Origin of the sequence: Wolbachia endosymbiont (group A) of Epistrophe grossularia, assembly GCF_947251435.1 — a bacterium.
GTDB lineage: Bacteria > Pseudomonadota > Alphaproteobacteria > Rickettsiales > Anaplasmataceae > Wolbachia > Wolbachia pipientis.
The window spans coordinates 906,162-932,190 of record NZ_OX366363.1 but is presented as its reverse complement, the minus strand read 5'-3'; the positions used below and the strand labels follow the sequence as shown (position 1 = coordinate 932,190).

26 protein-coding genes, 1 tRNA gene and 1 pseudogene are annotated in these 26,029 nt (G+C 35.4%); 10 read left to right on the top strand and 18 right to left on the bottom strand.

All coding sequences use genetic code 11. The annotated features are described in order from the left end of the window. The first annotated feature begins 612 nt into the window (after nt 1-612). Nucleotides 613-1,359: a signal peptidase I gene (gene lepB / locus OPR28_RS04490; RefSeq protein ID WP_077188309.1), complete on the top strand. Its 747-nt coding sequence runs from the start codon at nt 613-615 to the stop codon at nt 1,357-1,359. Nucleotides 1,360-1,366: 7 nt separating this feature from the next. On the opposite strand, the gene OPR28_RS04485 is transcribed toward lepB, so the two are convergent. The 4 genes from OPR28_RS04485 to iscU are packed head-to-tail and all read right to left on the bottom strand — an operon-like array spanning nt 1,367 to nt 4,456. Next, nucleotides 1,367-3,220: an Hsp70 family protein gene (locus OPR28_RS04485; protein ID WP_265023583.1), complete on the bottom strand. Its 1,854-nt coding sequence runs from the start codon at nt 3,218-3,220 to the stop codon at nt 1,367-1,369. Beyond that, entirely contained in the window at nt 3,198-3,656 is a 459-nt protein-coding gene (locus tag OPR28_RS04480) for an iron-sulfur cluster co-chaperone HscB C-terminal domain-containing protein (RefSeq protein ID WP_174516069.1), read from the bottom strand. The genes OPR28_RS04485 and OPR28_RS04480 overlap by 23 nt, the downstream gene beginning before the upstream one ends. After that, nucleotides 3,649-4,053, bottom strand: a complete 405-nt coding sequence (locus tag OPR28_RS04475; protein ID WP_077188307.1) for a HesB/IscA family protein — start codon at nt 4,051-4,053, stop codon at nt 3,649-3,651. The genes OPR28_RS04480 and OPR28_RS04475 overlap by 8 nt, the downstream gene beginning before the upstream one ends. 10 nt (nt 4,054-4,063) lie before the next feature. Next, a complete protein-coding gene (iscU, locus tag OPR28_RS04470; protein ID WP_182319561.1) occupies nt 4,064-4,456 on the bottom strand; it encodes a Fe-S cluster assembly scaffold IscU in 393 nt (130 codons plus the stop codon). A gap of 187 nt (nt 4,457-4,643) precedes the next feature. On the opposite strand from iscU, the gene ftsY reads away from it, so the two are divergent. Next, nucleotides 4,644-5,555: a signal recognition particle-docking protein FtsY gene (gene ftsY, locus OPR28_RS04465; RefSeq protein ID WP_253303012.1), complete on the top strand. Its 912-nt coding sequence runs from the start codon at nt 4,644-4,646 to the stop codon at nt 5,553-5,555. On the opposite strand, the gene radA is transcribed toward ftsY, so the two are convergent. Further along, nucleotides 5,542-6,885 carry a DNA repair protein RadA gene (gene radA, locus OPR28_RS04460; protein ID WP_253303013.1) on the bottom strand — a complete coding sequence of 448 codons (1,344 nt, stop codon included), beginning with the start codon at nt 6,883-6,885 and terminating at the stop codon, nt 5,542-5,544. The genes ftsY and radA overlap by 14 nt on opposite strands. A 171-nt stretch (nt 6,886-7,056) precedes the next feature. Continuing rightward, nucleotides 7,057-7,200, bottom strand: a complete 144-nt coding sequence (locus OPR28_RS04455; RefSeq protein WP_265023582.1) for a hypothetical protein — start codon at nt 7,198-7,200, stop codon at nt 7,057-7,059. Between the two features lie 33 nt (nt 7,201-7,233). On the opposite strand from OPR28_RS04455, the gene OPR28_RS04450 reads away from it, so the two are divergent. Beyond that, nucleotides 7,234-8,190: an IS5 family transposase gene (locus OPR28_RS04450; RefSeq protein WP_265023581.1), complete on the top strand. Its 957-nt coding sequence runs from the start codon at nt 7,234-7,236 to the stop codon at nt 8,188-8,190. A gap of 590 nt (nt 8,191-8,780) precedes the next feature. Here the strand turns inward: OPR28_RS04450 and OPR28_RS04445 are convergent. The 4 genes and pseudogenes from OPR28_RS04445 to rsfS all read right to left on the bottom strand — a co-directional run bounded on the left by OPR28_RS04445 (nt 8,781) and on the right by rsfS (nt 11,798). Continuing rightward, nucleotides 8,781-9,603, bottom strand: a pseudogene (locus OPR28_RS04445) (IS5 family transposase). 395 nt (nt 9,604-9,998) lie between these two features. Then, the gene (gene tyrS / locus OPR28_RS04440; RefSeq protein WP_007548582.1) at nt 9,999-11,249 is read right to left on the bottom strand and encodes a tyrosine--tRNA ligase; all 1,251 of its coding nucleotides are present in this window, start codon (nt 11,247-11,249) and stop codon (nt 9,999-10,001) included. Between the two features lies 1 nt (nt 11,250). Then, on the bottom strand, nt 11,251-11,484 hold the full coding sequence (locus tag OPR28_RS04435; RefSeq protein ID WP_264338840.1) for a hypothetical protein: 234 nt from the start codon (nt 11,482-11,484) through the stop codon (nt 11,251-11,253). Next, nucleotides 11,481-11,798, bottom strand: coding sequence for a ribosome silencing factor (rsfS, locus tag OPR28_RS04430; RefSeq protein WP_015589391.1), 318 nt, complete (start codon nt 11,796-11,798; stop codon nt 11,481-11,483). The genes OPR28_RS04435 and rsfS overlap by 4 nt, the downstream gene beginning before the upstream one ends. A 179-nt stretch (nt 11,799-11,977) precedes the next feature. Here rsfS and OPR28_RS04425 point away from each other — a divergent pair, with 179 nt between their 5' ends. Genes OPR28_RS04425 through OPR28_RS04415 form a run of 3 tightly spaced genes read left to right on the top strand, consistent with a single transcriptional unit; the run spans nt 11,978 to nt 13,840 of the window. After that, nucleotides 11,978-12,595: an AAA family ATPase gene (locus OPR28_RS04425; protein WP_265023580.1), complete on the top strand. Its 618-nt coding sequence runs from the start codon at nt 11,978-11,980 to the stop codon at nt 12,593-12,595. After that, complete coding sequence (locus OPR28_RS04420) at nt 12,588-13,076, top strand: RNA pyrophosphohydrolase (RefSeq protein ID WP_006279569.1); 489 nt, start codon at nt 12,588-12,590, stop codon at nt 13,074-13,076. The genes OPR28_RS04425 and OPR28_RS04420 overlap by 8 nt, the downstream gene beginning before the upstream one ends. After that, on the top strand, nt 13,073-13,840 hold the full coding sequence (locus OPR28_RS04415; RefSeq protein WP_010082353.1) for a TatD family hydrolase: 768 nt from the start codon (nt 13,073-13,075) through the stop codon (nt 13,838-13,840). The genes OPR28_RS04420 and OPR28_RS04415 overlap by 4 nt, the downstream gene beginning before the upstream one ends. 27 nt (nt 13,841-13,867) lie before the next feature. Here the strand turns inward: OPR28_RS04415 and mdh are convergent, their stop codons facing one another. From mdh to OPR28_RS04380, 7 genes are read right to left on the bottom strand one after another with little or no spacing between them, the layout of a single operon-like run. After that, a complete protein-coding gene (mdh, locus tag OPR28_RS04410; protein ID WP_182319704.1) occupies nt 13,868-14,818 on the bottom strand; it encodes a malate dehydrogenase in 951 nt (316 codons plus the stop codon). Nucleotides 14,819-14,821: 3 nt separating this feature from the next. Further along, nucleotides 14,822-15,394, bottom strand: coding sequence for an NADH-quinone oxidoreductase subunit C (locus OPR28_RS04405; protein ID WP_007548576.1), 573 nt, complete (start codon nt 15,392-15,394; stop codon nt 14,822-14,824). Continuing rightward, complete coding sequence (locus OPR28_RS04400; protein ID WP_006279574.1) at nt 15,387-15,893, bottom strand: NuoB/complex I 20 kDa subunit family protein; 507 nt, start codon at nt 15,891-15,893, stop codon at nt 15,387-15,389. Before OPR28_RS04400 ends, OPR28_RS04405 begins: the two co-directional genes overlap by 8 nt. Nucleotides 15,894-15,896: 3 nt before the next feature. Next, nucleotides 15,897-16,250 (bottom strand): NADH-quinone oxidoreductase subunit A, encoded by a 354-nt coding sequence (locus OPR28_RS04395; RefSeq protein ID WP_006279576.1) that lies wholly within the window; start codon nt 16,248-16,250, stop codon nt 15,897-15,899. An 18-nt stretch (nt 16,251-16,268) separates the two neighbouring features. Beyond that, nucleotides 16,269-16,637 carry an HIT domain-containing protein gene (locus OPR28_RS04390; protein ID WP_015589394.1) on the bottom strand — a complete coding sequence of 123 codons (369 nt, stop codon included), beginning with the start codon at nt 16,635-16,637 and terminating at the stop codon, nt 16,269-16,271. A gap of 3 nt (nt 16,638-16,640) precedes the next feature. Beyond that, complete coding sequence (locus tag OPR28_RS04385) at nt 16,641-16,898, bottom strand: hypothetical protein (protein WP_265023579.1); 258 nt, start codon at nt 16,896-16,898, stop codon at nt 16,641-16,643. 16 nt (nt 16,899-16,914) lie between these two features. Beyond that, on the bottom strand, nt 16,915-17,688 hold the full coding sequence (locus tag OPR28_RS04380) for a hypothetical protein (RefSeq protein ID WP_265023578.1): 774 nt from the start codon (nt 17,686-17,688) through the stop codon (nt 16,915-16,917). Nucleotides 17,689-17,871: 183 nt separating this feature from the next. Here OPR28_RS04380 and OPR28_RS04375 point away from each other — a divergent pair, with 183 nt between their 5' ends. Together OPR28_RS04375 and OPR28_RS04370 are read left to right on the top strand one after the other, a co-directional pair. Further along, the gene (locus OPR28_RS04375) at nt 17,872-19,401 is read left to right on the top strand and encodes a UDP-N-acetylmuramoyl-tripeptide--D-alanyl-D-alanine ligase (RefSeq protein WP_265023577.1); all 1,530 of its coding nucleotides are present in this window, start codon (nt 17,872-17,874) and stop codon (nt 19,399-19,401) included. 50 nt (nt 19,402-19,451) lie between these two features. Beyond that, a complete protein-coding gene (locus tag OPR28_RS04370; protein WP_265023576.1) occupies nt 19,452-20,402 on the top strand; it encodes a complex I NDUFA9 subunit family protein in 951 nt (316 codons plus the stop codon). A gap of 8 nt (nt 20,403-20,410) precedes the next feature. Here OPR28_RS04370 and OPR28_RS04365 read toward each other — a convergent pair. Then, nucleotides 20,411-20,484 (bottom strand) — tRNA-Arg (locus OPR28_RS04365). 710 nt (nt 20,485-21,194) lie between these two features. On the opposite strand from OPR28_RS04365, the gene OPR28_RS04360 reads away from it, so the two are divergent. Both OPR28_RS04360 and topA read left to right on the top strand, forming a co-directional pair. Then, entirely contained in the window at nt 21,195-23,435 is a 2,241-nt protein-coding gene (locus tag OPR28_RS04360) for an ankyrin repeat domain-containing protein (protein ID WP_265023575.1), read from the top strand. 87 nt (nt 23,436-23,522) lie between these two features. After that, nucleotides 23,523-25,973: a type I DNA topoisomerase gene (gene topA, locus OPR28_RS04355; protein ID WP_265023574.1), complete on the top strand. Its 2,451-nt coding sequence runs from the start codon at nt 23,523-23,525 to the stop codon at nt 25,971-25,973. The last annotated feature ends 56 nt before the right edge of the window (nt 25,974-26,029 follow it).

Genomic DNA, 26,029 nt, shown 5'->3' with positions numbered 1-26,029 from the left:
TTCCAGTGGGCTTTGTTGCATCGCTAGCTATGATGGATTAAAGATAAAAAAGATAGGGAATATCAGTAGCTTATTATTCTGGTATTTATAACAAGAACGGTCAGTGAATACCTAAATTTGAGTAAAAGAAATTTCACTACCACTCACCAATCTGGCTAAAATTCAAGAATTTCAATGCTTTAGCTATTTTCAATAGAATTAAATTTATTAATATAAATAACAAATTACTATTCTTAAATTTGATCAGATTGATTGCAAAGAAACAAGATTTTCAATAGGTTGCTTATAATCCTAACTATAGTTAGCCTTTCATAAGTAGCGATGCAACAAAGCCATTCCAGTGTCAGCTACTTTCATAACACCATATTACCTTAACAAAAGCAAATGTTCGTACAGATGTGCATCAGCTACTTTCATCTGCCACCTGCAAATTGCAATGTTCGTACAGTTATGTGTCACGCTACTTGGATGACACCGTTGAAAGAAATGAACCGCCTTTTTAAAATTGTTTTGAATAGAGGAATAACATTCACAAGTAAAATTTCATATTACCATTTTTTAATTTATGTATTATAATAAGCTTAATCTATAAGAAAAACAAAGTTGGAAAAGTTGGAAGAACTAAGCAAAAACTGGGTGATAAGAACGGGAAGATTTTTATCTTCATTGTTTTTTTTACTGTTGATTGCGCTATCAATACGTAGTTTTTTATTCGAGCCATTTCATATACCTTCTGGTTCAATGAAAAGCACCCTACTTGAAGGGGATTACATTTTTACTAGTAAATATTCATACGGTTACAGTAAACACTCATTTCCATTTTCTCCAAACATTTTTAGCGGCAGGATTTTTTATACCCCTCCAAAGCGTGGCGACATAGTAGTTTTCAAACCCACAAGAAATGACAGCATCAGGTTTGTTAAGCGAGTAATAGGAACACCAGGTGACAAAGTGCAAATGATAGAGGGAGAATTATACCTAAATGATCAGAAAGTAGAGCGAAGGCAAATTGAAAGTTTTTTTGATTATGAGTCGAATCGTAACATACCAAGATATATAGAAACGCTTTTAAGTGGCAAGGAGCATGAGATTTTGGTAGATAACATTTCTAATAAGCTATCATATAACACTCCGGTTTATTATGTACCTAACGATCAATTTTTTGTTATGGGAGACAATAGAAATAATTCTTTGGATAGCAGGTTTCCTGAAGTTGGTTTTGTACCAATGGAAAATATCATTGGGCGTGTAAGTATAGTTGGTTTATCATTTAAATTAGGAAAGGTCGATTGGTTACCATTTAACTTCAGACTACCTGTCGCTCTGAGATTAAATAGAGTATTGCACAAGGTTGTGTAAGCTTTTTCTACCTATTTGTTAATTCACACAACTCTAAAGAAGAATTTTCTAACTCGGCGATAGCGTTGTTAATTTCATTCAAGTCATTGCCTTGTAAAGCGTTTTTTGCGTTTTGTAATAGGTTTTTCAACTTTTGATCAGTGGAAAGGTTATTATTGTTTTCAACCAAGTGTATGAGTTTATTTCCATTAATTTTAGCACCTGCAAGGGAACGAGCCTTCATATCTTCATCAAAGCTGTTTATTGACTGGTTAACCATATTTTGAACATCAGCTTCACTCAAGCCAAAACTTGAATTTACTTCAACTGTCTGCTCGATTCTGGTAGCTTTTTCTCTTGCAGTAACAGTCAAGATTCCGTCAACGTTAACTGTGAATTCTATTTCAATTCTTGCAGAACCTGCAGGCAGTGGCGGTATACCTTTTAGTTCAAACTGCGCTAGAGATTTGTTATCCTCTATCATTTCACGTTCTCCCTGACAAACGTGAATTTTCATTGCTGGTTGCCCATCAACATAAGTTGTAAACTCTTTTATCTCTGAAACTGGTAGTGGTGTATTTCTTGGTATGATTTTTTCAACTATGCCTCCCATAGTTTCTATGCCAAGTGATAAAGGTAGAACATCCAGGAGAATATTCCTATCTTTTGAGCTCGAAGTTAAATCATGAGCCTGCAGAGCTGCCCCAATAGCAACTGCTTTATCCGGATCCACGTCATTTAGTACTTTATTTCCAAAGAGTTTAACTAGTGAATTTTGAACCAATGGTGTTCTAGTTGCACCACCAACTAAAATTACTCCTCTTATATCGTCAATTTTAAGATCTACGTCGCTTATAGTACGAGTAACTATATTGATAGTCTTATTGACCAAAGAACTGATTGCCTGCTCGAATTCTTCTCTAGTAAATTCGCATTTAAATAATTCACCGTTAATATTGAATTCAAAAGTGCCTACGGTGTTTTCGCTCAGGTATTCTTTTACAATACGTGATTCAATAAGTGTTGTCATGCAAGTAGCTGACACTGGAATCCAGTTCTTATTATATAACTTTCTAGTGTGTTCATTTGTAATCAAACTTTCTGGATCCCAGACTGGGATGACACTAGAGCATTCTTTGTTTAAACCTACCTTTTCTCTATACTTATCAATCACAATTGAACTCAGCAAATGATCAAAATCATCACCGCCGAGTTTGGTATCACCACCAACCGCAAGAACTTGAAACACTCCTTGATGCAATTTCAATATTGAAATATCAAATGTTCCACCACCAAGGTCATAAACTGCATATATTCCACTGTTATTGTTCTTTTCAATGGAGTAAGAAAGCGCTGCAGCGGTTGGCTCGTTAACGAGGCGAAGAACTTCTATTCCAGCTAATTTTGCTGCATATTTAGTTGCGTTACGTGCTGAATCGTCAAAGTAAGCTGGCACAGTAATCACTGCTTTTTTTACTTCCAGCCCCTTAGACTTTTTTACCCTCTCACATAAAGCTTTTAATATCTCAGCAGAAATCTCAATAGGAGTAAGATACTTTTCCTCTGCGCATTTTATTCTAATAACTTTTTCACTTTCGTTATCTATTTCAAAATAAACACCCATCTTGTTCAAATCTTTAACACTTTTACCCATTAAACGCTTTATTGAGTAGATTGCGTTTTGACCGACATCGTAGCCAGTTTTCAATGTATTATTTTCATATGAAAGAGCAGAAGGCAGTAGCTCTCTTCCCTGCTTATCTTTAAATATCTCCACATTGCCAGCTTTATTTACCATGGCAATTAAAGAATTGGTAGTACCAAGATCTATACCAAAAACTACTTCACTTGAATTTGGTTCAGAAATTTGAATCGGTTGCATTCTTTTTCACCTCCTCAAATGACTTATATAAATATTTCAATCTTAAGACTTGTGTAGCAGCTCCATCAAAATTCTTTACAGCAAAAGTGTTAATTAGGTTTTTAATGCAACCTTTTATTTTTTCATCAATCATCCTGCTTGCAAATTGTAGATCATCGCAGTCCAGCAAATATTCTCTTATTTCCATTGATTCACTTAATATTTCAGAATTTAAGTGGTCCTTTTGGCTTTTCACATCAAAAAAATCTAGCAAATGCTCGGCACGTTTTAGCGGTGACTTTAGTATCTGATAAGCTCTGTTAATATTTTCCATGTTTTGGGACTGTCTTTCATTTATATCAGTTTTGCTTAGCTCAATATATTTTTTCTCTAACTCATCAAAGCTGATATTGAAAGTTGGTTCAATTTCAAACAATGTAAAATAGCTGCTAGACATGAAAACTCTCTCCACAACCACATTTTCCTTTCTCATTAGGATTTTTGAAAACAAAACCCGATGAAAATTTTTCTTCTACATAATCCATTTCAGAGCCAAGAATAAACATGACGGATTTTGGATCGATCAACACTTTAACTTTTTGGTCATCACTGCAGTTTTCCTCAATTATCGACTCTAAAGGACGAGTATCATACGCATATTCAATATCATATTTTAAACCAGAACATCCTTTTTGTTTAATTAGCACTCTTATTCCTATTGCTTCTTCTGATTTCTCAAGGTTAGTATGCTTCTTTTGGTCCAATAAATACTTTATCCTTTCTACTGCTTTCGCAGTTATAGTAATAAGTTTTTTATCTTTCTTTATAGCGTTTACTCCTTGATATTCACTCATGCTTTAGTTCTCAATGTCCACCTTTATTTTGTTTACTTTGATAATCATGAATAGCAGCCTTTATAGCATCTTCAGCAAGCACCGAGCAGTGTATCTTCACTGGAGGTAAAGACAACTCTTCCACTATTTGAGTATTCTTTATCTGTGTTACATCTTCAATAGCTTTTCCTTTAATCATCTCTGTTAACAAAGAACTTGAAGCAATGGCAGAACCACAACCAAAAGTTTTAAATTTTGCATCTTCAATAACACCTTTGTCATTGACCTTTATCTGCAATTTCATTACATCACCGCACGATGGTGCACCAACTAAACCAGTACCAACATTTGGATCATTTTTATCCAGAGAGCCAACATTCCTTGGATTTTCATAATGATCTAAAATTTTCTCATTATAACTCATAAAATTACCTATAAACTGCTACTTTACATTATAACATATTTAGGTTAAAAACTAAAGTAAAATACACTCAAAAAGAGTAATTTTTGCAAAGTAAAATATGTGGTTTGTGAGTGCATTTTACTTTACAAATTCACGTAGTGCATGTCATTCTCTGTATTAAGTTTATAATTTAAAAAGGAGTATTCCCTTGAGTTTGTTTAGTAACCTTTATAAAGGCTTGTTAAAAACTTCTTCTCGCTTTAGCGACGGGGTGAAAAGTATTTTTTCTGGCAAAAAAAAATTAGATCAGTCGCTTTTAGATGAGCTAGAAGAATTGCTAATTAGCATGGATATTGGTCATAAAACTTCTAAGTTGATTATCGATAGGCTCACAAGCATCAAGTTTGACAAGGAAGTTGAGTATAATATTATCACGCAGCAATTAGTGAATGAAATAGAAGCTATATTAAATCCAGTCGTGCAGCCGTTAGTTTTGGATAAAAAACCCCACATAATAATGGTATGCGGAGTAAACGGTAATGGTAAAACCACAACTATAGGTAAGCTCGCATATAAATATAAGGAGATGGGAAAGTCCGTTATGCTTGTTGCATGCGATACATTTAGAGCTGCTGCTAGTGAACAATTAAACATTTGGGCAGAACGCTCTGGTTGTTCTATCGTTACTGGAGAGTACGGTAGCGATTCTGCGAGTGTGGCATATAGAGCTGTAAGTCAAGCTATGAAAGATAGCGTTGATGTTGTTCTAATTGACACAGCAGGAAGGCTGCAAAATAATGTGAACCTTATGGAGGAATTATCAAAAATATATAGAACGATAAAGAAATTGGATGACACTGCCCCTCATGACGTTATCTTAGTTCTTGATGCAACTACCGGCCAAAATGCTTATAGCCAATTAGAGGCATTTAGTAAGATGGTCAATGTTACCGGGCTAATCGTAACAAAGCTAGATGGCACCGCTAAGGGCGGAGTAGTAATTGGACTTGCAGAAGCTTATAAGGTAAAGTTACATGCTATAGGAATTGGCGAAAATATAGAGGACTTAAGGGAGTTTACTAGTAAAGAATTTGCTGAAGCATTATTTAATTGTAATTAAAGACTTCTCTTAATTCCCTTACATGACCAAGCTTAATTATCTCAATATCATGAGAAGAATAATTGCCATTTTTAGGCATAATTGCTTTTTTGAATCCTAACTTTTGTGCTTCTTTTAGTCTGAGATCAGCATGCGAGACATTCCTAATTTCTCCTGAAAGTGCAACTTCACCGCAGATTATTGAAGAAGTTGGCAGCGGTAAATTTACTACACTTGAAATAAGGGAAGCAGCAACAGCAAGATCAGCCGATGGTTCCTGTATTTTGAGTCCCCCTGCAATGTTTAGGTATACCTCTTTATCATGCAAAAACATTTTGCAACGAGCATTTAGCACCGCGATGATCATAGCCAATCGATTAATATCCCACCCAACTACTGCCCTTCTTGGGGTTGCCATATTAGTCCCTGCTATTAATGCTTGCACTTCCATTAAAATTGGTCTTGAACCTTCAATTCCTGCAAATACGGCGCTGCCAACTACTTCTCTGTCATGGGCCATCAGAAACAATGATGATGGGTTATCAACAGGTACAAGTCCTGCTTCAGACATCTCAAAAACACCAATTTCATTTGCAGGGCCAAATCTATTTTTAATAGTGCGTAAAATGCGGTATTGATTGCTATTTTCACCTTCAAAATATAATACCGTATCCACCATATGCTCCAAAGTTTTAGGTCCAGCTATTTGTCCATCCTTAGTTATATGACCAACTATTAAGAGAGAAATACCATATTGTTTCGCAAGAATGGTTAATTCATGAGCGCAAGTGCGGACCTGAGTTACAGTTCCTGGTGCTGATGTAATTCTGCTATCATACATTGTTTGTATAGAGTCAATTACTAAGAATTTAATACTTTTATTTTCCTTTATTGTTGCTACTACATCAGTTAAAGACACTGTAGACAAAAGCTTGATTTTAGGTTCATCTATCTTAAGACGCTTTGCTCTGAGGCTCACTTGCTCTAAAGATTCCTCGCCAGATACATAAAGACATTCAAAAGAGGAAAGTTGCACAACATTAGCTGCAATTCTAAGCAAAAGGGTGGATTTCCCAATTCCAGGTTCGCCACCAATTAAAATGCTAGCACCTTGAACGATACCCCCACCAAAAACTCTATCTAATTCTTCTATTCCTGTTAAAAAACGACTTGGAGTGATAATTTCGCTACCCGATAACGTCTTTATTAAAATTGGCGCAGATATACTTCTTTTGCCCGTTTTTACTGCTATTTCTTCAACAACTGTATCCCAATTGTCACATGCAATACACTTCCCTACCCACCTGCCAGTGCTATGACCACAGAATTGACATACATATACAGTTTTCATCAAAGCTAAAATTATTTTGTTGTAATTGTAATAAAAATTAGCCAAATAGGCGAGTAAATGTTGAGTTCCACAAGCGTTGTGGTGCGAAGATAATTGTCATAAGTTGTACCATTTAAATTCATGCACAATAATTGCACCCTCCAGGATCAAAGTAGCCCCTTCTCCTGTCATCTAAGTAACCCCTTCTCCTGTCATCCCAGTGCCCTGACTACTTGGATCCAGGAAAAAGAATGGTGTCATTCCAGTGCTTGACACTGGGATGGCTTTGTTGCGTTGCTCAAGTGAAAAGAACTGGCAGTTACTGACAAAATTCATTATAAATAGCCATTTAACTGTTGAAGAAAAAATATGCCACAAAAAATGAGAGTCAGTAACTGCCATGAATATAACAAATTTCTCCAAGAAAGAGGAAGCATTTTTTGTTATATCAATGACGCCATAGAAAATTGGTACGAGAATTGTCCAAAAATGCAGGGCGGCAACTATATTTATAGTGATAAAGTTGTGATTTTGGTGCATATAATCGTCAGTTTCTTTAGAATTGGTTTAAGACAAACAGTCGGGTTTATAAAAGGGTATTTGCAACAAATAGGAAGAGATTTGGCAGTTATCAGCTATTCACAAGCATCAAGAAGGTTTAAGAAACTTAATATTAAGATAAATGATTGCAGAATTGATAAAAATAATATGGAAGATATCGAAATTGCTATAGACAGTACAGGAATTAGTATATACAACAACACTCCTGGTCACAGCAAGGAAAATAGCACTGACAGAAAATATCGTGGCTATGAGCAAACGAGAAAATTGCACGTAATGTTGAATATAAACAACAAAAAAGCCATAGCTGTAAAATACAGTAACGGTGTCTACTCTGATCACTATGGAGCTTGTGATTTGCTAAAAGAAGTTGATTTTCAGCATGCCATAAAAGCACTATATGCAGATAGAGCATGTGATAGGCACAAGTTTTATAAGTTGTGTAACGAATATGATATAAAGACAAAAATTCCACCAATAAACAATGCGGCAGAACATCCAGAAATAGATTATATGTCTGACAGGAATGCTGCTATTAGGTTAATAAAATTATACGGTGAAGATGGCATGAAAGAATGGAAAAAAGAAGTAAATTATGGGAAAAGATCTTATATTGAAGGGTTTTTCTCAAGATTAAAGCAAATATTCGGATTTAGTTTTAGGAATAAATCTGAGATAAATCGAGAAAAAGAACTGCTAATCAAATGCTATTTGCTTAATAAATTCACTGATATTGGTATGGCTAAATTTGAGATAGTTACATGAATTTACCATAAATCACCATCTCATAAAGTGTGATGCAACAAAGCCCACTGGGATCCAGGAATTTTATTAAGTTGGTAAGCATAAAAGTAGCCGTTTTATGTTAAAATACAACGTTTTGATGATTATAAAAAGGCTGGATCCCAGTGTCTGGGCACTGGGATGACACCGTCATAAAGTAAATCAGCGTCACGCGCTGCCCAGTTCATGTTAGCTATAAATGTTTAAGAAATTTACCAAACGAAAAAAAAGACAAAAAATCCCCGAGTTAGCTAGTCTTTTACTATCTCTGTCAAGTATTGGCATTTTTTGATGTCTTGTAACGCTTTATAAGCGCGTTCAGCTTATTTAGATAAAAATCTAGATGTAGATGAAGTTTTGTAAAGACATACAGTATCTATGTACTGCAAAAAATTAAACATAAGACGCCGATACATTAAGTAATCCTTACCTTTTAATCTGCAGATTGACGAAAGCAAATACAATAGCTTCAGTTTTATGATAAGGGGGCTGGCGAAGGGTGTCAAGCAAGTTTTTTGTTTCTATTCCCAATGTTATATGGTTATGTAAGAGGTTGTCCACAAACCAGTAAATCAAGCATATTCCCTACTTAACATAACTTTACTCATAGCCAGATATATGAAACTTTCAGTAGATGTTGTAAGTAAATCGTACTCCTTTGATAGCCTTCTATTTCTATTGATCCAAGCAAAAGTCCTCTCTACCACCCACCTTCTCGGCTGTACTGAAAATCCAGGATCCCGTTGTGGCAATAGTTCTAGTGGTGTATCTTTATGCACCCAAAACCTACATGGAGGCCTTTTGACAATTTCAATATCTATCCCATATTCTCTCTTTACGTAATCCTTTAAATCTTTTCCTTGGTATCCCATATCAGCCCACATTTTCTTAATATTGCTGTATTTTTCCTTCATATTGTCCAATGCCATCTTCACCCCATCTCTGTCATTTTCGCTTGCAGCTCCTACATAGCAACCAAGCACAAATCCTTGAGTATCTGTGATTATATGTCTTTTTCTCCCCTTTACCTTTTTCGCACCATCATAACCTTTGACCCACCTTTTTCCGTGGTTTTTACCGATTGACTGTCCACTATGCATGCGCTCGGCTTCCCATTTTTGACCTACTATATTTAGTGATATCATAGTTCATTTTCTCAAAAATTCCCTGCTTTTTCCATCTTCTAAACTGTTCATGCACAGCCTTCCACGGCGGAAAATCGTGTGGTAAATAGCGCCATTGACATCCTGTGCGCAGTATATAAAGAATTGCATCTACTATCTCACACTTACTGTATTTTGGTGGCCTTCCTCCTTTCTTGTACGATACTCTGAAGTGTTTTTCTATTCTTGCCCATTCCCTTTTACTTAAATCTGTTGGATATTTTTTCCTCATCTCTTACCTCAATATTCTTTCTTTATATACTACGTATTCCTTGGTTTGTGGACAACCTCTTACCAACTTAATAAAATTCCTGGATCCCAGTGTCAAGCACTGGGATGACAAGAAGAGGGTACTTGGATAAGAGGCATTGCCCTCCTGGTAGGCCCAAATTGCAATGTCCGTACAGTTATGGATTCATTCGCGGTATAGATTCCGCTAATGAGTAGCGGAATGACGAATTTGTTGTTTTTCAAATTGTAGGTAAACCTAAGCCACTTTAGCTATATATAATAGAATTTCGCTTTCTACTATCTTTCCAGTTGTTTTATACATAATTCTCGAATTTTGAAAATTTGCTCCATATCTAATTTCTCACTTGTATAAAATTTGTTTTCTTACTTCGAGACCTAATCTACCACAACTTTTATATGGCGTTTCTTTCCTGCAGATAATTTTATAAATGGCTGATCTTTAAAGCTTTCGAAATTTATTACATGATCAATATTGTTTACAACATTATCATTAATCTTGCATCCGTTGCCCTGTATTAAACGCTTTGCAGCGCCTTTTGAAGGTTCAAAACCGGTGTCATGTAGTAGGTCTACTAAGGATATGCCGCTTGCAACTTGTTCTTTTTTTATGATGTAATCAGGAAGTAGTGAGCTATCTTCATTCTCAAAAGCAGAAATTGCAGCAAATTGTGCAAGTTCCGCTTCTTTGTCACCATGACATATTTTTGTCACTTCTGTTGCCAAGACCTTTTTTGCTTCATTTATTTCTTGATCCTTTAAAGACTCTAATTTTCTAATCTCATCAATTGGCACATCAGTGAGCAATCTTAAAAAACGTCCAACATCTTGATCATCAACGTTGCGAAAATATTGCCAGTAGTCGTAAGGCTTTAGCATATTATCATCAAGCCACACTGCTCCACTTTCAGTTTTGCCCATTTTTTTTCCTTGTGCATTTAATAAAAGAGGCATGGTAAGGCCAAATAGCTCAGGTAAATTCAACTTTTTTCCAAGTTCAATTCCGTTTACTATATTTCCCCACTGGTCTGACCCTCCAATCTGCAGACGACAATCATATTTTTTGTTTAATTCAATAAAGTCGTAAGCTTGCAATAGCATGTAATTAAATTCCAGAAAGCTTAAGGTTTGCTCTCTATCCAGCCTGGTTTTCACACTATCAAAACTTAGCATACGATTTACAGAAAAATAAGCTCCTATATCACGCAAAAAATCTATGTATTTTATGTTATCCAACCAATCTGCGTTATTTACTATCATTGCACCAGTCTTGCTGTCATTAAAAGACACCATTTTCTCTAATATTCTCCTTATACTGGATGTATTTTGATTGATGTTCTCTACAGGCAAGATGCTTCTTGCTTTATCTTTGAAGGATGGGTCACCAATTTTTGTTGTGCCACCTCCAAGTAAGACTATCGGCTTATAACCAAATTTTTGTAGGTGACAGAGCATCATAATCTGAATTAGGTGACCAGCATGAAGACTTGGTGCTGTGCAATCAAACCCAATGTATGCAACTATATAATTGCTCTGCAATAATAATTGATCTAGTCCTTCAATGTTTGTGCATTGGTATAGGTACCCTCTTTCTTGGATGAAATTTAAAAATTCAGATGCGTGTTTCATTTTATAAACCCCAGTCTATCCTGTCATTAATGCCGAAGGTAACCCTAATAGAGAAGCCAGTGCCCAGACACTGGAACTTAATTATAAACAAGCACACTATACAACGTTTTCGATGAAATTGCATGAAAAACTGGATTCCAGTGTCAGCTACTTTCATGACACCACTACCTGTGCAGGAGTTGCCTTCAAAATTACAACGTTTGTGCAATTGTGTACCAGCTATCTGGATAATCAATTCCATAACTCTTCTATTTTATAATACTCCCTTACTTCCGGCCTGAATATGTGAACCATTATGCCTTGAAAATTCAAAACCACCCAATTGCCTTCATCCATACCTTCTACATCTATTTTATCATGTGGCTTGAGGCTTTTTATTACGTGCTCAGCTAAAGCTTTAACGTGACGGCTTGAATCACCAGATGCAATAATCATATATTTTGCAATAACGGTTTTATTCTGCACATCAAAAGTTACTATATCATGACCTTTATTTTGATCTATTATCTCTTCAATTGTACTTCTTATCGATTTCATATCGCTAAGCATTGTTTACAGGTTATATGATTCATTTATAATTATATACTCAAAATTTCTAAATATGAACTATTTTCAACGCAACTACTTGTTAAAGGTATTACCTGCATCTATTTTATCATCATGTTTTTAGCATGTACAATGTATATACTTTTTATATAATTGAAAATAGCTTTTTACTAGTATTCATTATGGGCAAGACTCTCATCTACTTAATCGGCTTTCCAGGCAGTGGTAAGTTTACTACTGCAAAGGAACTGTGTAAAATCATTGGTGCAGTAATAGTAAGCAATAATCTATTCAATAATATTATATTTGATATTGTTAAATTACAAAACGCTGAAGTTCCAGATGACCTATGGGAAAAAATTTTTGCAGTTAGGGAAAATGTATTAGCAATACTGGAAAAACACTACGTAAAATCAAAACATTATATATTTACAAATGAATTGATAGAGGGTGATCCCTATGACCAAAGATTATATAACTCAGTGGTAAATTTAAGTAAAAAAATGGACATGGAAATTTTTTCTGTAGTATTACATTGTAATAATGAAAAACTAGTAAGACGTGTCCAATCAGAAGAGAGATATCAGGAAAATAAAATTACTGATCCGGATTTTGCTATAAAGAAAATTGAAGAGAAAAGGCTATTTATACCTGAGGGTTCGCTTGAAATTGATAACTCGAACTTGAGTGCAAAGGAAGTTGCAAAGAAAATTGTTGAAGAGATGAAGAAAGAAAAAAATGGAAAATTAATTAAAACTTCTGTAACAAATCATTTAAAAACAGAGCGTACTCGTGGTTGAGCAGAAAGATAAGTACCGTCCTTGTGTTGGCATAATGCTATTTAACAGACAAGGACATGCCTTTATTGGAAAACGCTTTGATAGCGATTCTTACTGGCAGATGCCACAAGGAGGTGTTGATGATGGTGAGGAACTGGAACAAGCAGCGTTACGTGAGTTGCTAGAGGAGGTTGGTACTAATAAAGTAAAGGTTATAACTAAAAGCAAGGATTGGATATACTACAACTTGCCTGAAGAAGTTATACCAATATGCTGGAATGGAAAATATTCTGGTCAAAAGCAAAGGTGGTTCTTAATGAAGTTTTGCGGAGAGGATGAGGACATTGATATTAATTATACTGGTCATCCAGAGTTCAAAGAGTGGCGTTGGCAAGGTATAGATAGTTTAGTAGCCAGTGCTATATCATTTAAAAAAGAAGTTTATAAAACAGTGATAGAAGAGTTTTCTTCTATAATAAAAGCCTCAACAATAAGCTCATGATAGTAGATTCTCATTGCCACTTGATTTATTTTTCTGACGATGAAATACCAAAAGTAATTTCAAGGGCAGAGCAAAATGGTGTAAAGGTTTTGCATAACATATGCGTAAGCATTGACGATGTTCCTAAGTTATTAAAAATTTCTTCATCCTATGATCAGGTCTACTCCTCTGTTGGTATACATCCGCTTGATGCTGCTATAGAAAACGGTGAGTGTATACATGTTGATGAATTAGTTGAATTTACCAAGAACCAAAAGGTAATTAGTATCGGTGAAACCGGGTTAGATTTTTATAAATCTGACAACAAAGACAATCAGAAAAAAAGTTTTGCATTACATATAGAAGCGTCAAGAATAACTGGACTACCTTTAGTTATTCACACAAGAAGCGCTGATAATGAGATGATCGATATGTTAAGGTCAGAAATGAAAGCCGGTGCTTTTAGTGGAGTAATGCACTGCTTTGCTTCCTCTAAAGAACTTGCTTATCAATCTATAGATTTGGGGTTATATATTTCATTTTCTGGAATTATTACTTTTAAAAATGCGAGCTTACTCAGAGAAATTGCACAAAATGTACCACGCGAGCGTGTTTTAGTCGAAACTGATGCACCATATCTATCACCTGAGCCTTATAGGGGAAAAAAGAATGAACCAGCAATGGTGAAATACGTTGTTGATTGTTTGGCAGAGTTGTGGAATGAGTCACCAGAACAAGTAGCGAAGGTAACCACAAGCAACTTTTTTAGGCTGTTTGAGCTATAAAGAAGCTCTATAAAACCATTAATTTGCTTATGAACCTAAAGATTTCACCAGCTCTCTCACCGAGTTTACAGACTTATTAAACATTTCTTGTTCACTATCATTCATTTTAACTTCTAGGATCTTTTCAATTCCGTTTTTTCCAATAATTACAGGAACACCAATAAACAAATCTTCTACACCATATTCACCATTAAGGTAAGCAGCACATGGTAATATGCGCCTCTTATCTTTTAAATATGATTCTAACATGCATATAGCTGAAGATGCAGGAGCGTAGTATGCAGATCCAGACTTAAGCAGATCAACTATTTCTTTACCGCCATTGCGAGTGCGTTCAACTATTTCATCGACTTTTTTCTGTGTGATAAGACCCATATCGATAATTTGAGTAAGTGGAACTCCAGCAACTGAAGCACAATTGATTAGTGGTACCATAGTGTCGCCATGTCCTCCAAGCACAAAAGCAGATATATCTTCAACTGAGATATTTAACTCACTTGCAAGAAAGTAACGAAAACGGGAAGAATCAAGCACTCCTGCCATGCCAACAATCATATTAGTTGGAAGGTTTGAAAATTTATGCACCACTGAAACCATGGCATCCAAAGGGTTGGTAACCACTATTACAAACGCGTTTGGAGAATATTTTTTAATATTTTCGCCAACCTCCTTCATTACTTTAGCATTGGTTTGCAGGAGGTCATCCCTGCTCATTCCAGGTTTTCTAGCGATGCCAGCGGTTATTATAATTGCATCGGAGTTTTTTATATCTTCATACCTATTTGTGCCAGTAATATTGACATTAAATCCATCAATAGGGGATGATTCTGCTATGTCGAGTGCTTTACCTTGTGGTATTCCATCACTAATATCAAGTAAAACAACATCACCGAGTTCCCTTAGTGCAATCATATGGGTGAGAGTTCCACCGATATTTCCTGCACCGATTAAAGATATTTTTTTTCTTTGTACTGTCATTTTCTACTCCTTTGTATTTACTTTTATGGTTTTACCTTCCCAAGGCGATAAGCTATCAAACATACGAAAATCTTGCGGTAAATCTATAGGATTATACACAACCTTTTTTGTCTCTATATCATATCTTACTTCCTCATAACCAGTGAGAGGGAAATCTTTTAACATTGGATGACCTTTGAATCCATAGTCTGTTAGAATCCTACGCAAATCAGGGTGATCAGAAAACTCTATTCCATACATATCAAACACTTCACGCTCAAACCACAAAGCCGTACTAAATATCTTCGCTACACTTGGAGGCATGTCGCTTTCACATAACTGAAGCTTTATGTGTACTCTAATATTATGCACAATGCTGAGCAGATTGTATATTAGCTCGAAGCGCTTCTCTCTATTTGGATAGTCAACCCCAAAAATATCAACTAATAGTTCAAACCTACACTTTTCATCATCACGTAGAAAGAATAGGTGCTTTTCAATTTCATCTAAAGTTGAATATATTACAATAATGCCATCATCTTTTTGAATGCACTCGCATTTGGTCTTTTTTTGTATATACTTTGCAGTTTTATCCATTCCGAGTCCGTTTTATTTTGTTTTGTAGGCATAGCATTCCATATAGCAACGCCTCAGCGGTTGGTGGGCATCCAGGGACATACACGTCAACTGGCACAATTCTATCACAGCCTCGGACTACTGAATAAGAGTAATGGTAATAACCACCACCATTTGCACAACTTCCCATGGAAATAACATACTTCGGGTCTGCCATTTGATCATAAACCTTGCGCAATGCTGCTGCCATTTTATTAGTTAGTGTGCCAGCAACAATCATCACATCTGATTGACGTGGGCTTGCACGAAACATTATACCATATCTATCAAGATCATAACGGCTGGATGCAGTATGCATCATCTCAACTGCGCAACATGCAAGACCAAATGTCATTGGCCACAATGAACCAGACCTTGCCCAATTCATTACATAATCTGTTAAATCACCAAATTTAGTGACAAGAAACCCTTCTTTTTTATAACGACCCCAGTCATCATTAGATAGAATTTGATTTGTCATAAACTACTCCCACTCTAATGCACCTTTACACCATTCATAGATAAAACCTATAGTGAGTATTGCAAGAAATACCATCATAGACCAAAATCCACCATAGCTTATCTTAGATAAAGAAACAGCCCAAGGAAAAAGAAAAGCAATTTCTAAGTCAAATATTATAAATAATATTGAAACTAGATAAAATTTAATGTCAAAATTTTTTCTTGCACTGGATAGTGGATTGAAGCCACACTCATATGTGGAAAGCTTTTCACCATCTGGCTTACTCACTGCAAGAAACATAGGCAATATACCTAAAGCAAAAGATACTACAATTGATACGCAGATAAAGATTACTATGGTTAAATATTCGCTCATTTAACAAAACATATAACACTATGAGTTTACATGCTTTCCTAACTTTTTACCACCTAAAATATGCACGTGAAAGTGTGGTACAACCTGCTCTCCATTTTCACCGTAGTTAGTGACTAATCTATATCCTGTTTTTTCTAGATTATATTTGTGTGCTATCTCTCTTACAGTTTTGAAGAAATCCGCTATTTCCTCTTCAGGAGCTTTTAGAATGAAATCATCATATGAAATATATTGATTTTTTGGTATAACTAAAATATGAACTGGTGCGTCGGGGTACTTATCATGAAAAGCTAGTACATTTTCATTTTCATGTACCTTCTCACAAGGTAACTCACCTCTTAATATTTGAGCAAAGATGTTATCGCTATCATAAACTTCATTGCTCATATTTTAAGAGCGACCTTTCCCTCTTTCTTCGTTTTTCTCTACATTAGGTGTAGATAGTGGTTTTATCGCTTCACCAGAAGCATCTTCAATATTTAAAGAGCTTACAAGTTCCCTTACTTTTACCATGTCCTGCTGTTCTTTCAAAAAGGGTTCTATTCCACTTACCCTTTTTCCAGTAATAACTCCTGGTTGTAAGTGATACATATCCCCAGGAACAGTTAGACTATGATGTCTTTCCTCTATTTTTTTAGCTTCACTCATAATACTCCCCTATAACTTATTTTTGCATTCCACAACTTTGCGACTTACCTGCTTTTATAGCTTCTTGCGCCCATTTTTTCTCACCTGAAGCTATAGTTTCTGAAGGCTGACCAACATCAGACTTCACAACTTTGTCTGATGACTGCTTTTGATTATCATATTCCTTATACAATTTTTCTGCAATACCATTCAGCAATTTTAAGTCTGTATGAATTTTAAATTCTCCACCAGTAATTCCTGCCAGCTTCTTAAGGTCGCCATTAATGCTATCAGCAATTCCTTGAAGAGCAAGCTTTTTTATCTCCTCTGGACTCTTTCCTTTATTTTTAGAGTCAGTTTTAATGTCTTCAATTATTTTTTTAACATCAACTTCAATTACAATTTTATTTTCTTCTCTATGTATGGTGATGTTTGAATACTCACTTTTTAGTGCTTTTATTTTATTCAATTGTTCATCATTCAAATAAGGTATATCTCCCGTCAGAGTTCTTGACACTAAAAAACTTACCTTTCCTATCCCTTTCTTTTGCTCTGTTATTTGTACACCAAGATCCTTACTAGCCTGTGTGGTTTCTATAGGTGGATCATATTCCCTTTCTTCTTCAGGTACATCTATACCAACAGCTTTCTTTAACGAAACTGTAGCATCATGTTTCATTTCACCCGTTGAAGCAAACGGCTTCTTTATAGGGTAAATAAGTGCTTTAGGCACAAGAGCAAACACCCGACCTGTAGCTTCTACACCTGTTTTAACTGCTCCGCCTATCTTAGCCCAAATAGATTCTGCCATACATACCTCCAAGGTAGTTTCTATAACTAAATACATTTTAATTATAGACGAAAAAATTTAAACTTCTATATCCATTATAAGATAGAATTATAGGGATTGCAACCATTATTTGCACATTGTCTAAAACATGTAGTATTTTCGCTACTTTTATTGTTCAATTTATTATAAAGAATACTCTAAATTATGTTTAAATGGAACACAAATAATATCATTGATGCAACTGGCGGAAGAGACGTAAATGGTTGTAATTGGATACATAGCTCAAATATTTCAACGGACACAAGAAGCATAAAAAAAGGTGATTTATTTATTGCCCTCAAGGGAAAGAATTTTGATGGCCATAATTTTTTGCATGAAGCGTTTTTAAAAGGGGCTGTCGCTGCAATAGTGAGTGAGGGTAAATATAAAAGTTTCCCTCTCATGATTGTACAAGATACCCTGAAAGCTTTGCACGATATGGCATCATACTACATTAGAAATGTTCTTATTGATGCTAAAGTTATTGCAGTTACAGGCAGTGTCGGGAAAACCACTACAAAGGATATGCTGCATACTGTTTTATCGCAATATGGAGTGTCCCATGCAAACGAAGGTAACTTAAATAATAATATAGGATTGCCTTTGACAATTCTGAAAGCTCCAAAAAACTGCCAGTACTTAATTCTTGAAATGGGAATGAATAAAGCTGGTGAAATAAAAGAATTATCAAAAATTAGTAATCCGAATATTGCAGTTATTACCAACATCGAACCTGCACATACTGAAAATTTTTCATCACTATTTGACGTTGCACAAGCGAAGTTAGAAATTCTGTATGGTATGAAAAATAACGGTACTTTGGTTTTAAGCAGAGATAATAAATATTATGATTATCTCTCATCACACGCCAATAGAAATGTAATAAGCTTCGGTAAAGATAAAAATGCTGAAGTTTGTTTACTAAACTTAATAAGAAACGATGAATCTTCTGTCATTTCAGCACTATCTTCTGTCATCCCAGTGCTTGACTACTTGGATCCAGGAAGTTCAATTGCAAATGAGCATATCAGACGGTTGTATAATAAAGACTGGATTCCAGCGTCACGCGCTGGAATGACATCAAACCGAGTTGCTAATAGATTAAGTTTAAAAATCAGGCTGAGTGATAATCAAATTATAAACTGTAATTTACGTGTACAAGGTGAGCATTTTGCTTATTCGCTACTTGCTGTTGCAGCAGTTGTGCAAAGCCTCGGACTTGATTTATCAAAATTACCACTTGCACTTAAGAATTTTAGTGTAGCGAAAGGTAGAGGCAATATTCATAAGGTCAAATACAATAGAAAATATATACATTTAATTGATGACTCCTATAACGCCAGCCCTGCTTCGATGAAAACTGCAATAAAAACTTTGAGTACATATTCTAATCAGAGAAAAGTAGCTTTGCTTGGTGATATGTTGGAACTTGGTGATGAAAGCATAGAGTTTCATACAGATTTGGTTAAGATTATCACAGAAAATAATATAGATAAAGTTTATACAGTTGGTAAATTTATGTTAGAATTGCATGAGCTTTTGCCAGATAATATAAGAGGCACGCATTTTAGTGATTCTAATCAATTGAAAAGTGATTTAGCTAACATTATTCAGAATAATGATGCAATTCTAGTTAAAGGCTCACGAGGAATGAAAATGGATCTTATTGTACGGGAATTCGTAATAAAATATTAAGCGAAATCATTGTATTAATTTACAGTAACAAATTATTAGGAACTTTAATTGTGACAAAACGTGTAATTATTTTTGGTGGAACGGGGTTTATAGGGAAACACATCGTAAGACGCTTGGCAGCAGAAGGATATTTAATAAAGATATTCACTCGTAATCAGGAAAAAGCTGCTTGTTTAAAATTGTGTGGCAATTTAGGACAAATATCAATATTTAAAGGCGATTTTTTTGATGAAAAATCAGTTCTGGAGGGTATGGAAGAATGTGATGTAGCTATAAACTTAGTGGGAATATTATATGAAGCAAAAAAGCACGATTTTTACGTTGTTCACGTTAAAATAGCTGAAAGGATAGCAAAAGCTGCAAAAATGAAAAATGTATCTATGATGATACATTTTTCTGCTATGGGAATAGAAAATAGCAAGTTGTCAAAATATGCCAAAAGTAAATTGGAAGGTGAAAAAGCTGTAACTTCAGCATTTCAAAAAGCAATAATAATTAGGCCAAGCCTTGTATTTGGTAAAGAAGACAACTTCTTTAATAAATTTGCAAGATTAGCAACTATTCTTCCTTGCTTACCACTAATTGGCAATGGAACAACTAAATTTCAGCCAATATGTGTAACAGACTTAGCTGAAGTGGTATATCGTATTATCAGTTTTAATAAGCAAGACAAGAAAATTTATAACATGGGTGGACCAAAGGTTTACTCCTTCAAAAGCTTATTGAAGTTTATTCTGAATGTTACTAACAGAAAGTGTTTGTTGATCAATGTATCTTTTCCAATGGCAAAGTTAATAGCTTTCTTTTTAGAAAATAAAATTATTTCTATGCTGTTAAAACCAATAACCGGAGATACGAACCCTGTGCTTACTCAAGATCAGGTGAAAGTTATGATGAATAGTTCAATCGAAAGGTCAGCTGACCTTGAAACAATGAAGGTTCGACCATTAGCAATTGAAAATGTAGTGCCAGAGTACTTGAAGATTTATAGAAAGTATTGATAGAAGAGTGTGCCCGGTGGGATTCGAACCTACGACCCACAGCTTAGAAGGCTGTTGCTCTATCCAGCTGAGCTACGGGCACACAACATATATAAAATGCTTCTTAGTACACGTGAAGTCAAGTATTTCGTGTGAATATGATGTTTATCTTGCGACACCTTGTCATTGCAGTTGTGTGTCACGCGCTGCTGAAATTGGATGCGAGAAGTCTATTTATTTTAGAAAATATTATATAGAAAGTTGCTTAACAAACTCTGCCAGCGCCCTTATCATGGCACTAAGAGTATTTCTGACTCAAAACTTGTTTTTGATCCGCGTGGGCTCAACAACAAAATCCAGTAAAAAACTCAGGTGTTTATTAGCGGATTATATAAAATTATAGCGGCTGCATGTCTTTTAAATTTTTTCTACATTCAGCCAAATCGCGCTTAAACTAAGCGTCAGCACATTATTACAGCGCCAACTTAAAGCATTAGAGAGTCAAAACTTGCACTACGGGGTTTCTTTGCCTTTTTTTTATTTGGTAAATTTCTTAAATATTTATGGATAAACGACAACCGTCATCCCGTTACTTGTTAGCGGATGAGATACCGTGACGGTATGACGGTTCGCGGCGGGATGACAAGAAAGGAGCAACAGAATGACAGAGAGTAATGCAAGAAAATAATTGGATTTTTTGTAATGCTACGGAGTCCAGTGTTTTCTACAAATTTTTACGTGATTTGTTAGCAAAATTGACAGTTGCTGAAATACTGGATAAAACGCTTGTATAGTGTTTAGTAGAGAAAAGTTATGAAATATGAACAGTGGATAAAAATATTAAGTGCAGTAAATGCTGATGGTGATTTAAATCAGAGTAACATAATCGAAAAGATAAAAGAGAGGTTACAGAGGATAGATTTAAGTACATTCCAGGATTGGAAAAATGATAGATTTAACATAAATTATAAATTCACCTTATATACAGGTCTTGCCTCTTTTAAACTTACATTGTTATATTTGGCTACTAGGGATGGCTGCAAAAAGGTAGTAGAAGCTCTGATATCAAATGGAGCTGATGTTAATACGAAAGATATGAATGGACTGACCCCTTTATATTGGGCTGCCAAAATTGGTCACAAGGAGGTAGTAAATGCTCTAATAAAAGCGGGGGCGGGGGTTAATATTAATGCAAAAAGTAAGAAGGAACAAACTTCTTTGCATAGGGCTGCTGAAACAGGCCATACGGGTGCAATAAATGCTTTATTAGCAAAAGGGGCTGATATTGATGCAATAGATGATAATGGAGAAACTCCTTTACGTTTGGCTATTAAAAATGGCCATACAAAAGCAGTAAATGCTCTATTGGAGGCAGAAGAATTTAATATTAATACGAGTGATGGTTTATGGAATTATGGATGGGCTCTTTTACATTGGGTTATTGCAAATGACCATAAAAAGATAGTAGAAGTTCTAATAGCAAGTAAAGCTAGTGTTAATACGAAGAGTGAAAATGGATGGACTCCTTTACATTGGGCTGCTGAAAATGGTTATACAGATGCAATAAATGCTCTATTAGCAGCAGGGGCTGATGTTGATGTGAGAGATTGTTGGCTTTACGATACTCCTTTACATTTGGCTGCTGAAAATGGCCATACAGATGCAGTGAATGCTCTATTAGCAGCAGAGGCTGATGTTAATTTACAAAACGCGCGTGGCAAAACTCCTTTACATTGGGCTACTAAAAATGCCCATAAAGAGATAGTAGAAGTTCTAATAGCAAGTAAGGCTAGTGTTAATGTGAAGGGTGAAAATGGATGGACTCCTTTACATTGGGCTGCTGTGAATGGCCATACAGATACAGTGAATGCTCTATTAGCAGCAGAGGCTGATGTTAATTTACAAAACGCAGATGGCAAAACTCCTTTGCATTTGGCTGTTGAAAAGAAACACAAAAGTGCAGCGGAGTTTCTGATAGCACATGAAATTAAGTTACAAGGTTCCAATGCACAAAAGCCAGAATATCTAGTACAACATAATTCTAATTTTACAAGGGAAATGTCAGAATATTGGAATAGGTGCCTAGGTGAATACGAAAAACTTGAGGAGGAAGATAAGTTACTACATGACTTTTTGAAGGAAAGTGACACTAGTACATTAGTAAGTATATGGGAAAAAAATGAAGATATATGCAGTAAGTTTGATAACCAAAAAAGCTTACAAAGGCAATATCCAGAATATGCTTATACTCTAATTAATAAAGCTAACGAAATAAAAAAAGAAATTTTTCTGCACAATCATGAGCCGCTAATTGATGCTTTATCAACGCATTATAGGCGTGATTTTCAAGCAATGATATTTGCTGGTATAGAAAACTTTTTTAAAGTTCACAAAGATGACTTTAGAAAAGAGTTAGGAAATGGAGGAATCACTCTAATTAACTTCGTAGATTTTGAAAATTTTGCAGAAAGGCATGCTCCTACATTGAAAGTAAGAGCGTTTGCAAAGGTTATAGAGAATAACCTATCAAGCGAGAGCCCTGATGATCAAAACATTGATCAAGCTTGTTCTTCTAGTGTTGATGAGCAAGTTCCTCAGCCTGTAAGTGAAATAACTGGCATTATTAAACACATAGGTGCAAGTAATAGTGAGGCTTCTTCAGAACTCGAAAGTAATGGTAATCAACAAAGTACACAACCAGAATTTTTAACAACCAACGGTAACTCTAGTAGCATAGCTTCTGAAAGTGGCAGTACTAAAATACTAGTTTCAGATCAAGAAAATGACATCCAGAACAATAATATACAACCAAGTTCACGAAGTGAAAAGAGAAGTAAACTGCCTGGTGTGGCTGCTTCTGCACTGGCAATAGCCGGGGTTGCTTTAGGAGTAGCTATTGCAGTTCACCTAGAAATGTTAGCGGTGGGAATAGCAGTTGGAGCTTGTTGTCTGGTTGCTGCTGCGATCATATACTATTGTAATGAGCCTTCAAAGTCGCTTGAAAATATCAACGTCCAAGGGTTTTCTAAAGAGGGTCAAGAACCTACTTTGTAAAATTCACAAGACCTATTAAAATATTTTTTTACTTTTCATTGTATATTTCTCAACATATTATCTTTAAGTACTAAAATAATTAACAGTATGGCGTTATTAATAGTTGAATCACCTGCGAAAGCAAAGACAATAGGTAAATATTTGAGTAAAGAGTTCAAAGTAGCTGCATCCTTTGGACATGTGAGGGATCTTCCAGCAAAAAACGGTTCTGTCGATCCGGATAATGATTTTGCTATAAAGTATGAGACCATTGAAAAAGCAGAAAAGTATATAAAAGAGTTAGTAAAAGCCGCAAGCAAAACATCAGATATATATCTTGCAACAGACCCAGACAGAGAAGGGGAAGCAATGGCTTGGCATGTGATAGAGACATTAAAAGAAAAGAAAGCAATCAGTAATGAAAACAACATTTATAGAGTAGTCTTTAATGAGATAACAAAAAGAGCAGTACAAGAAGCAATAAAAAATCCACGTGAAATTAATATGGATTTAGTGCGTGCACAACAAGCACGTAGAGCTTTGGATTATCTAGTTGGATTTAGTTTGTCACCACTGCTGTGGACAAAATTGTCGGGAAGCAAGTCTGCAGGGCGAGTGCAGTCTGTTGCATTAAAGATTATATGCGAACGAGAAGATGAAATTAGTAAATTTATAACACAGGAGTATTGGAGTATAAAGGCAGAAATGCAAAATAGCAAAGATGAGGCTTTTTTTGCTATGCTAAGCCACTATGACAATAAAAAGCTAGAAAAATTTGATATTAAGAATGAAGAAGAAGCAAAGAACTTAGTCAGGGAGATTGAATCAAGGCAATATGCTGTAAGCACAGTAGAACGCAAGCAAGTTAAGAGAAACCCGCTTCCTCCGTTTATTACTTCAAGTCTTCAGCAAGATGCAGTGAATAAACTGTATTTTAATGTGAAAAGTGTTATGCGCATAGCGCAAAATTTATATGAAGGTATCGATATTGGTGGTGAAACTGTAGGGTTGATAACTTACATGCGTACAGATGGGTTTCATATTGCAGATGAGGCTATAAACTCAATTAGAGGGTCAATTAAGTCATTATATGGTGATAAATATTTACCGCAGTCTCCTCGTAAATATGTAAAAAAGGTCAAAAATGCTCAAGAAGCACATGAAGCAATTCGTCCAACTGATATCAATAGAACGCCGGGTAGTATTAAGGATTACTTAACGCCAGAGCAATTTAAATTGTATGATTTAATCTGGAAAAGGACCATTGCAAGTCAAATGGAGTCGGCGATTCTTGATCAAGTGGTAGTCGAAATTAGTTCTACTGACCAGAAAGTAATTCTGCGAGCAAGTGGATCAAGTATATTCTTTGATGGTTTTTATAGAGTCTACCAAGATAACATGGAAGCCGAAAATGAAGGCCTGCTACCTGCCATGAAGGAAGGGGAAGCATGCAAGCTGATTTCAGTTGAGCCAAAACAACATTTCACTCAACCGCCACCTCGTTATAGTGAAGCAAGTATCGTTAAAAAAATGGAAGAAATCGGTATAGGTCGACCATCAACTTATGCAACAATTATTTCGGTATTACAAGATCGTGAGTACGTTTCATTGGATAGCAAAAGGTTTATTCCAAGCAGTCGTGGTAAAATCGTTACTATATTTTTAGAAACTTTTTTTCAGCGTTGTGTAGAGTATGATTTCACAGCACAAATGGAAGAAAAGCTTGATTTAATTTCAAATGGACATGCAGATTGGAAAAAAGAATTAGGCCACTTTTGGGTGCCATTTTTTGGTCATGTAAACTCTGTCAAGCAAATGACGCATGATGAAGTTTTCAGCGGCATTCACGATTTGGTAATCGATTGGTTTTGTTCAGAAGAAGGAAAAAAAGAGGTGAATACGAAATGTCCTGCTTGCTTAGGTGGCATATTGAAATTGAACTTTGGAAAAGCCGGGGTGTTTCTTGGATGTTCTAACTATCCTGAATGCAACCATACAAAAGAAATTACGGGCAGTAACGACAATTCAGAATATCCAAAAAGTTTAGGTATAGATGATATAACAAACCAAGAAGTGATGATCAAAAAGGGTCCTTTTGGACTTTATCTGGAGTTTAATAACGAGTTAAAAAAGAAAAAAACGGTTTCCATACCAAAAGATATAAATGTTAATGAGATTGATCTGAGCACCGCTACTCAGTTACTTTCCTTGCCAAAAGTAATCGGAGAACACCCTGAAACCGGAAAGGAAGTAAAAATAGGCCTTGGACGATTTGGATACTATATTTTCTATGATGGTAAATACTTTTCTCTTAAGAAAAGCTCCAAAGAGGTGCTGAATACAGAATTGAGCGAAGCTGTACAAATTATTGCAAACAGTCCACGCAAAGAGTTAAAATCTCTCGGGGTTAATGAAAAGGGAAAAGAAGTTTTTATCTGCAACGGTAGGTACGGATTCTATATAAAGTGCGGTAAAACAAACGTTGCTTTGGGCAAGAGTGCAGATATTGAGAGTATAGATCTGGAGAAGGCTTTAGAGTTGATTAAGAATAAGAAGTAGACTTTTATTGAAATATTAGGTAAAGTTAAAATATACTCTAATAATGCGGTGGGATA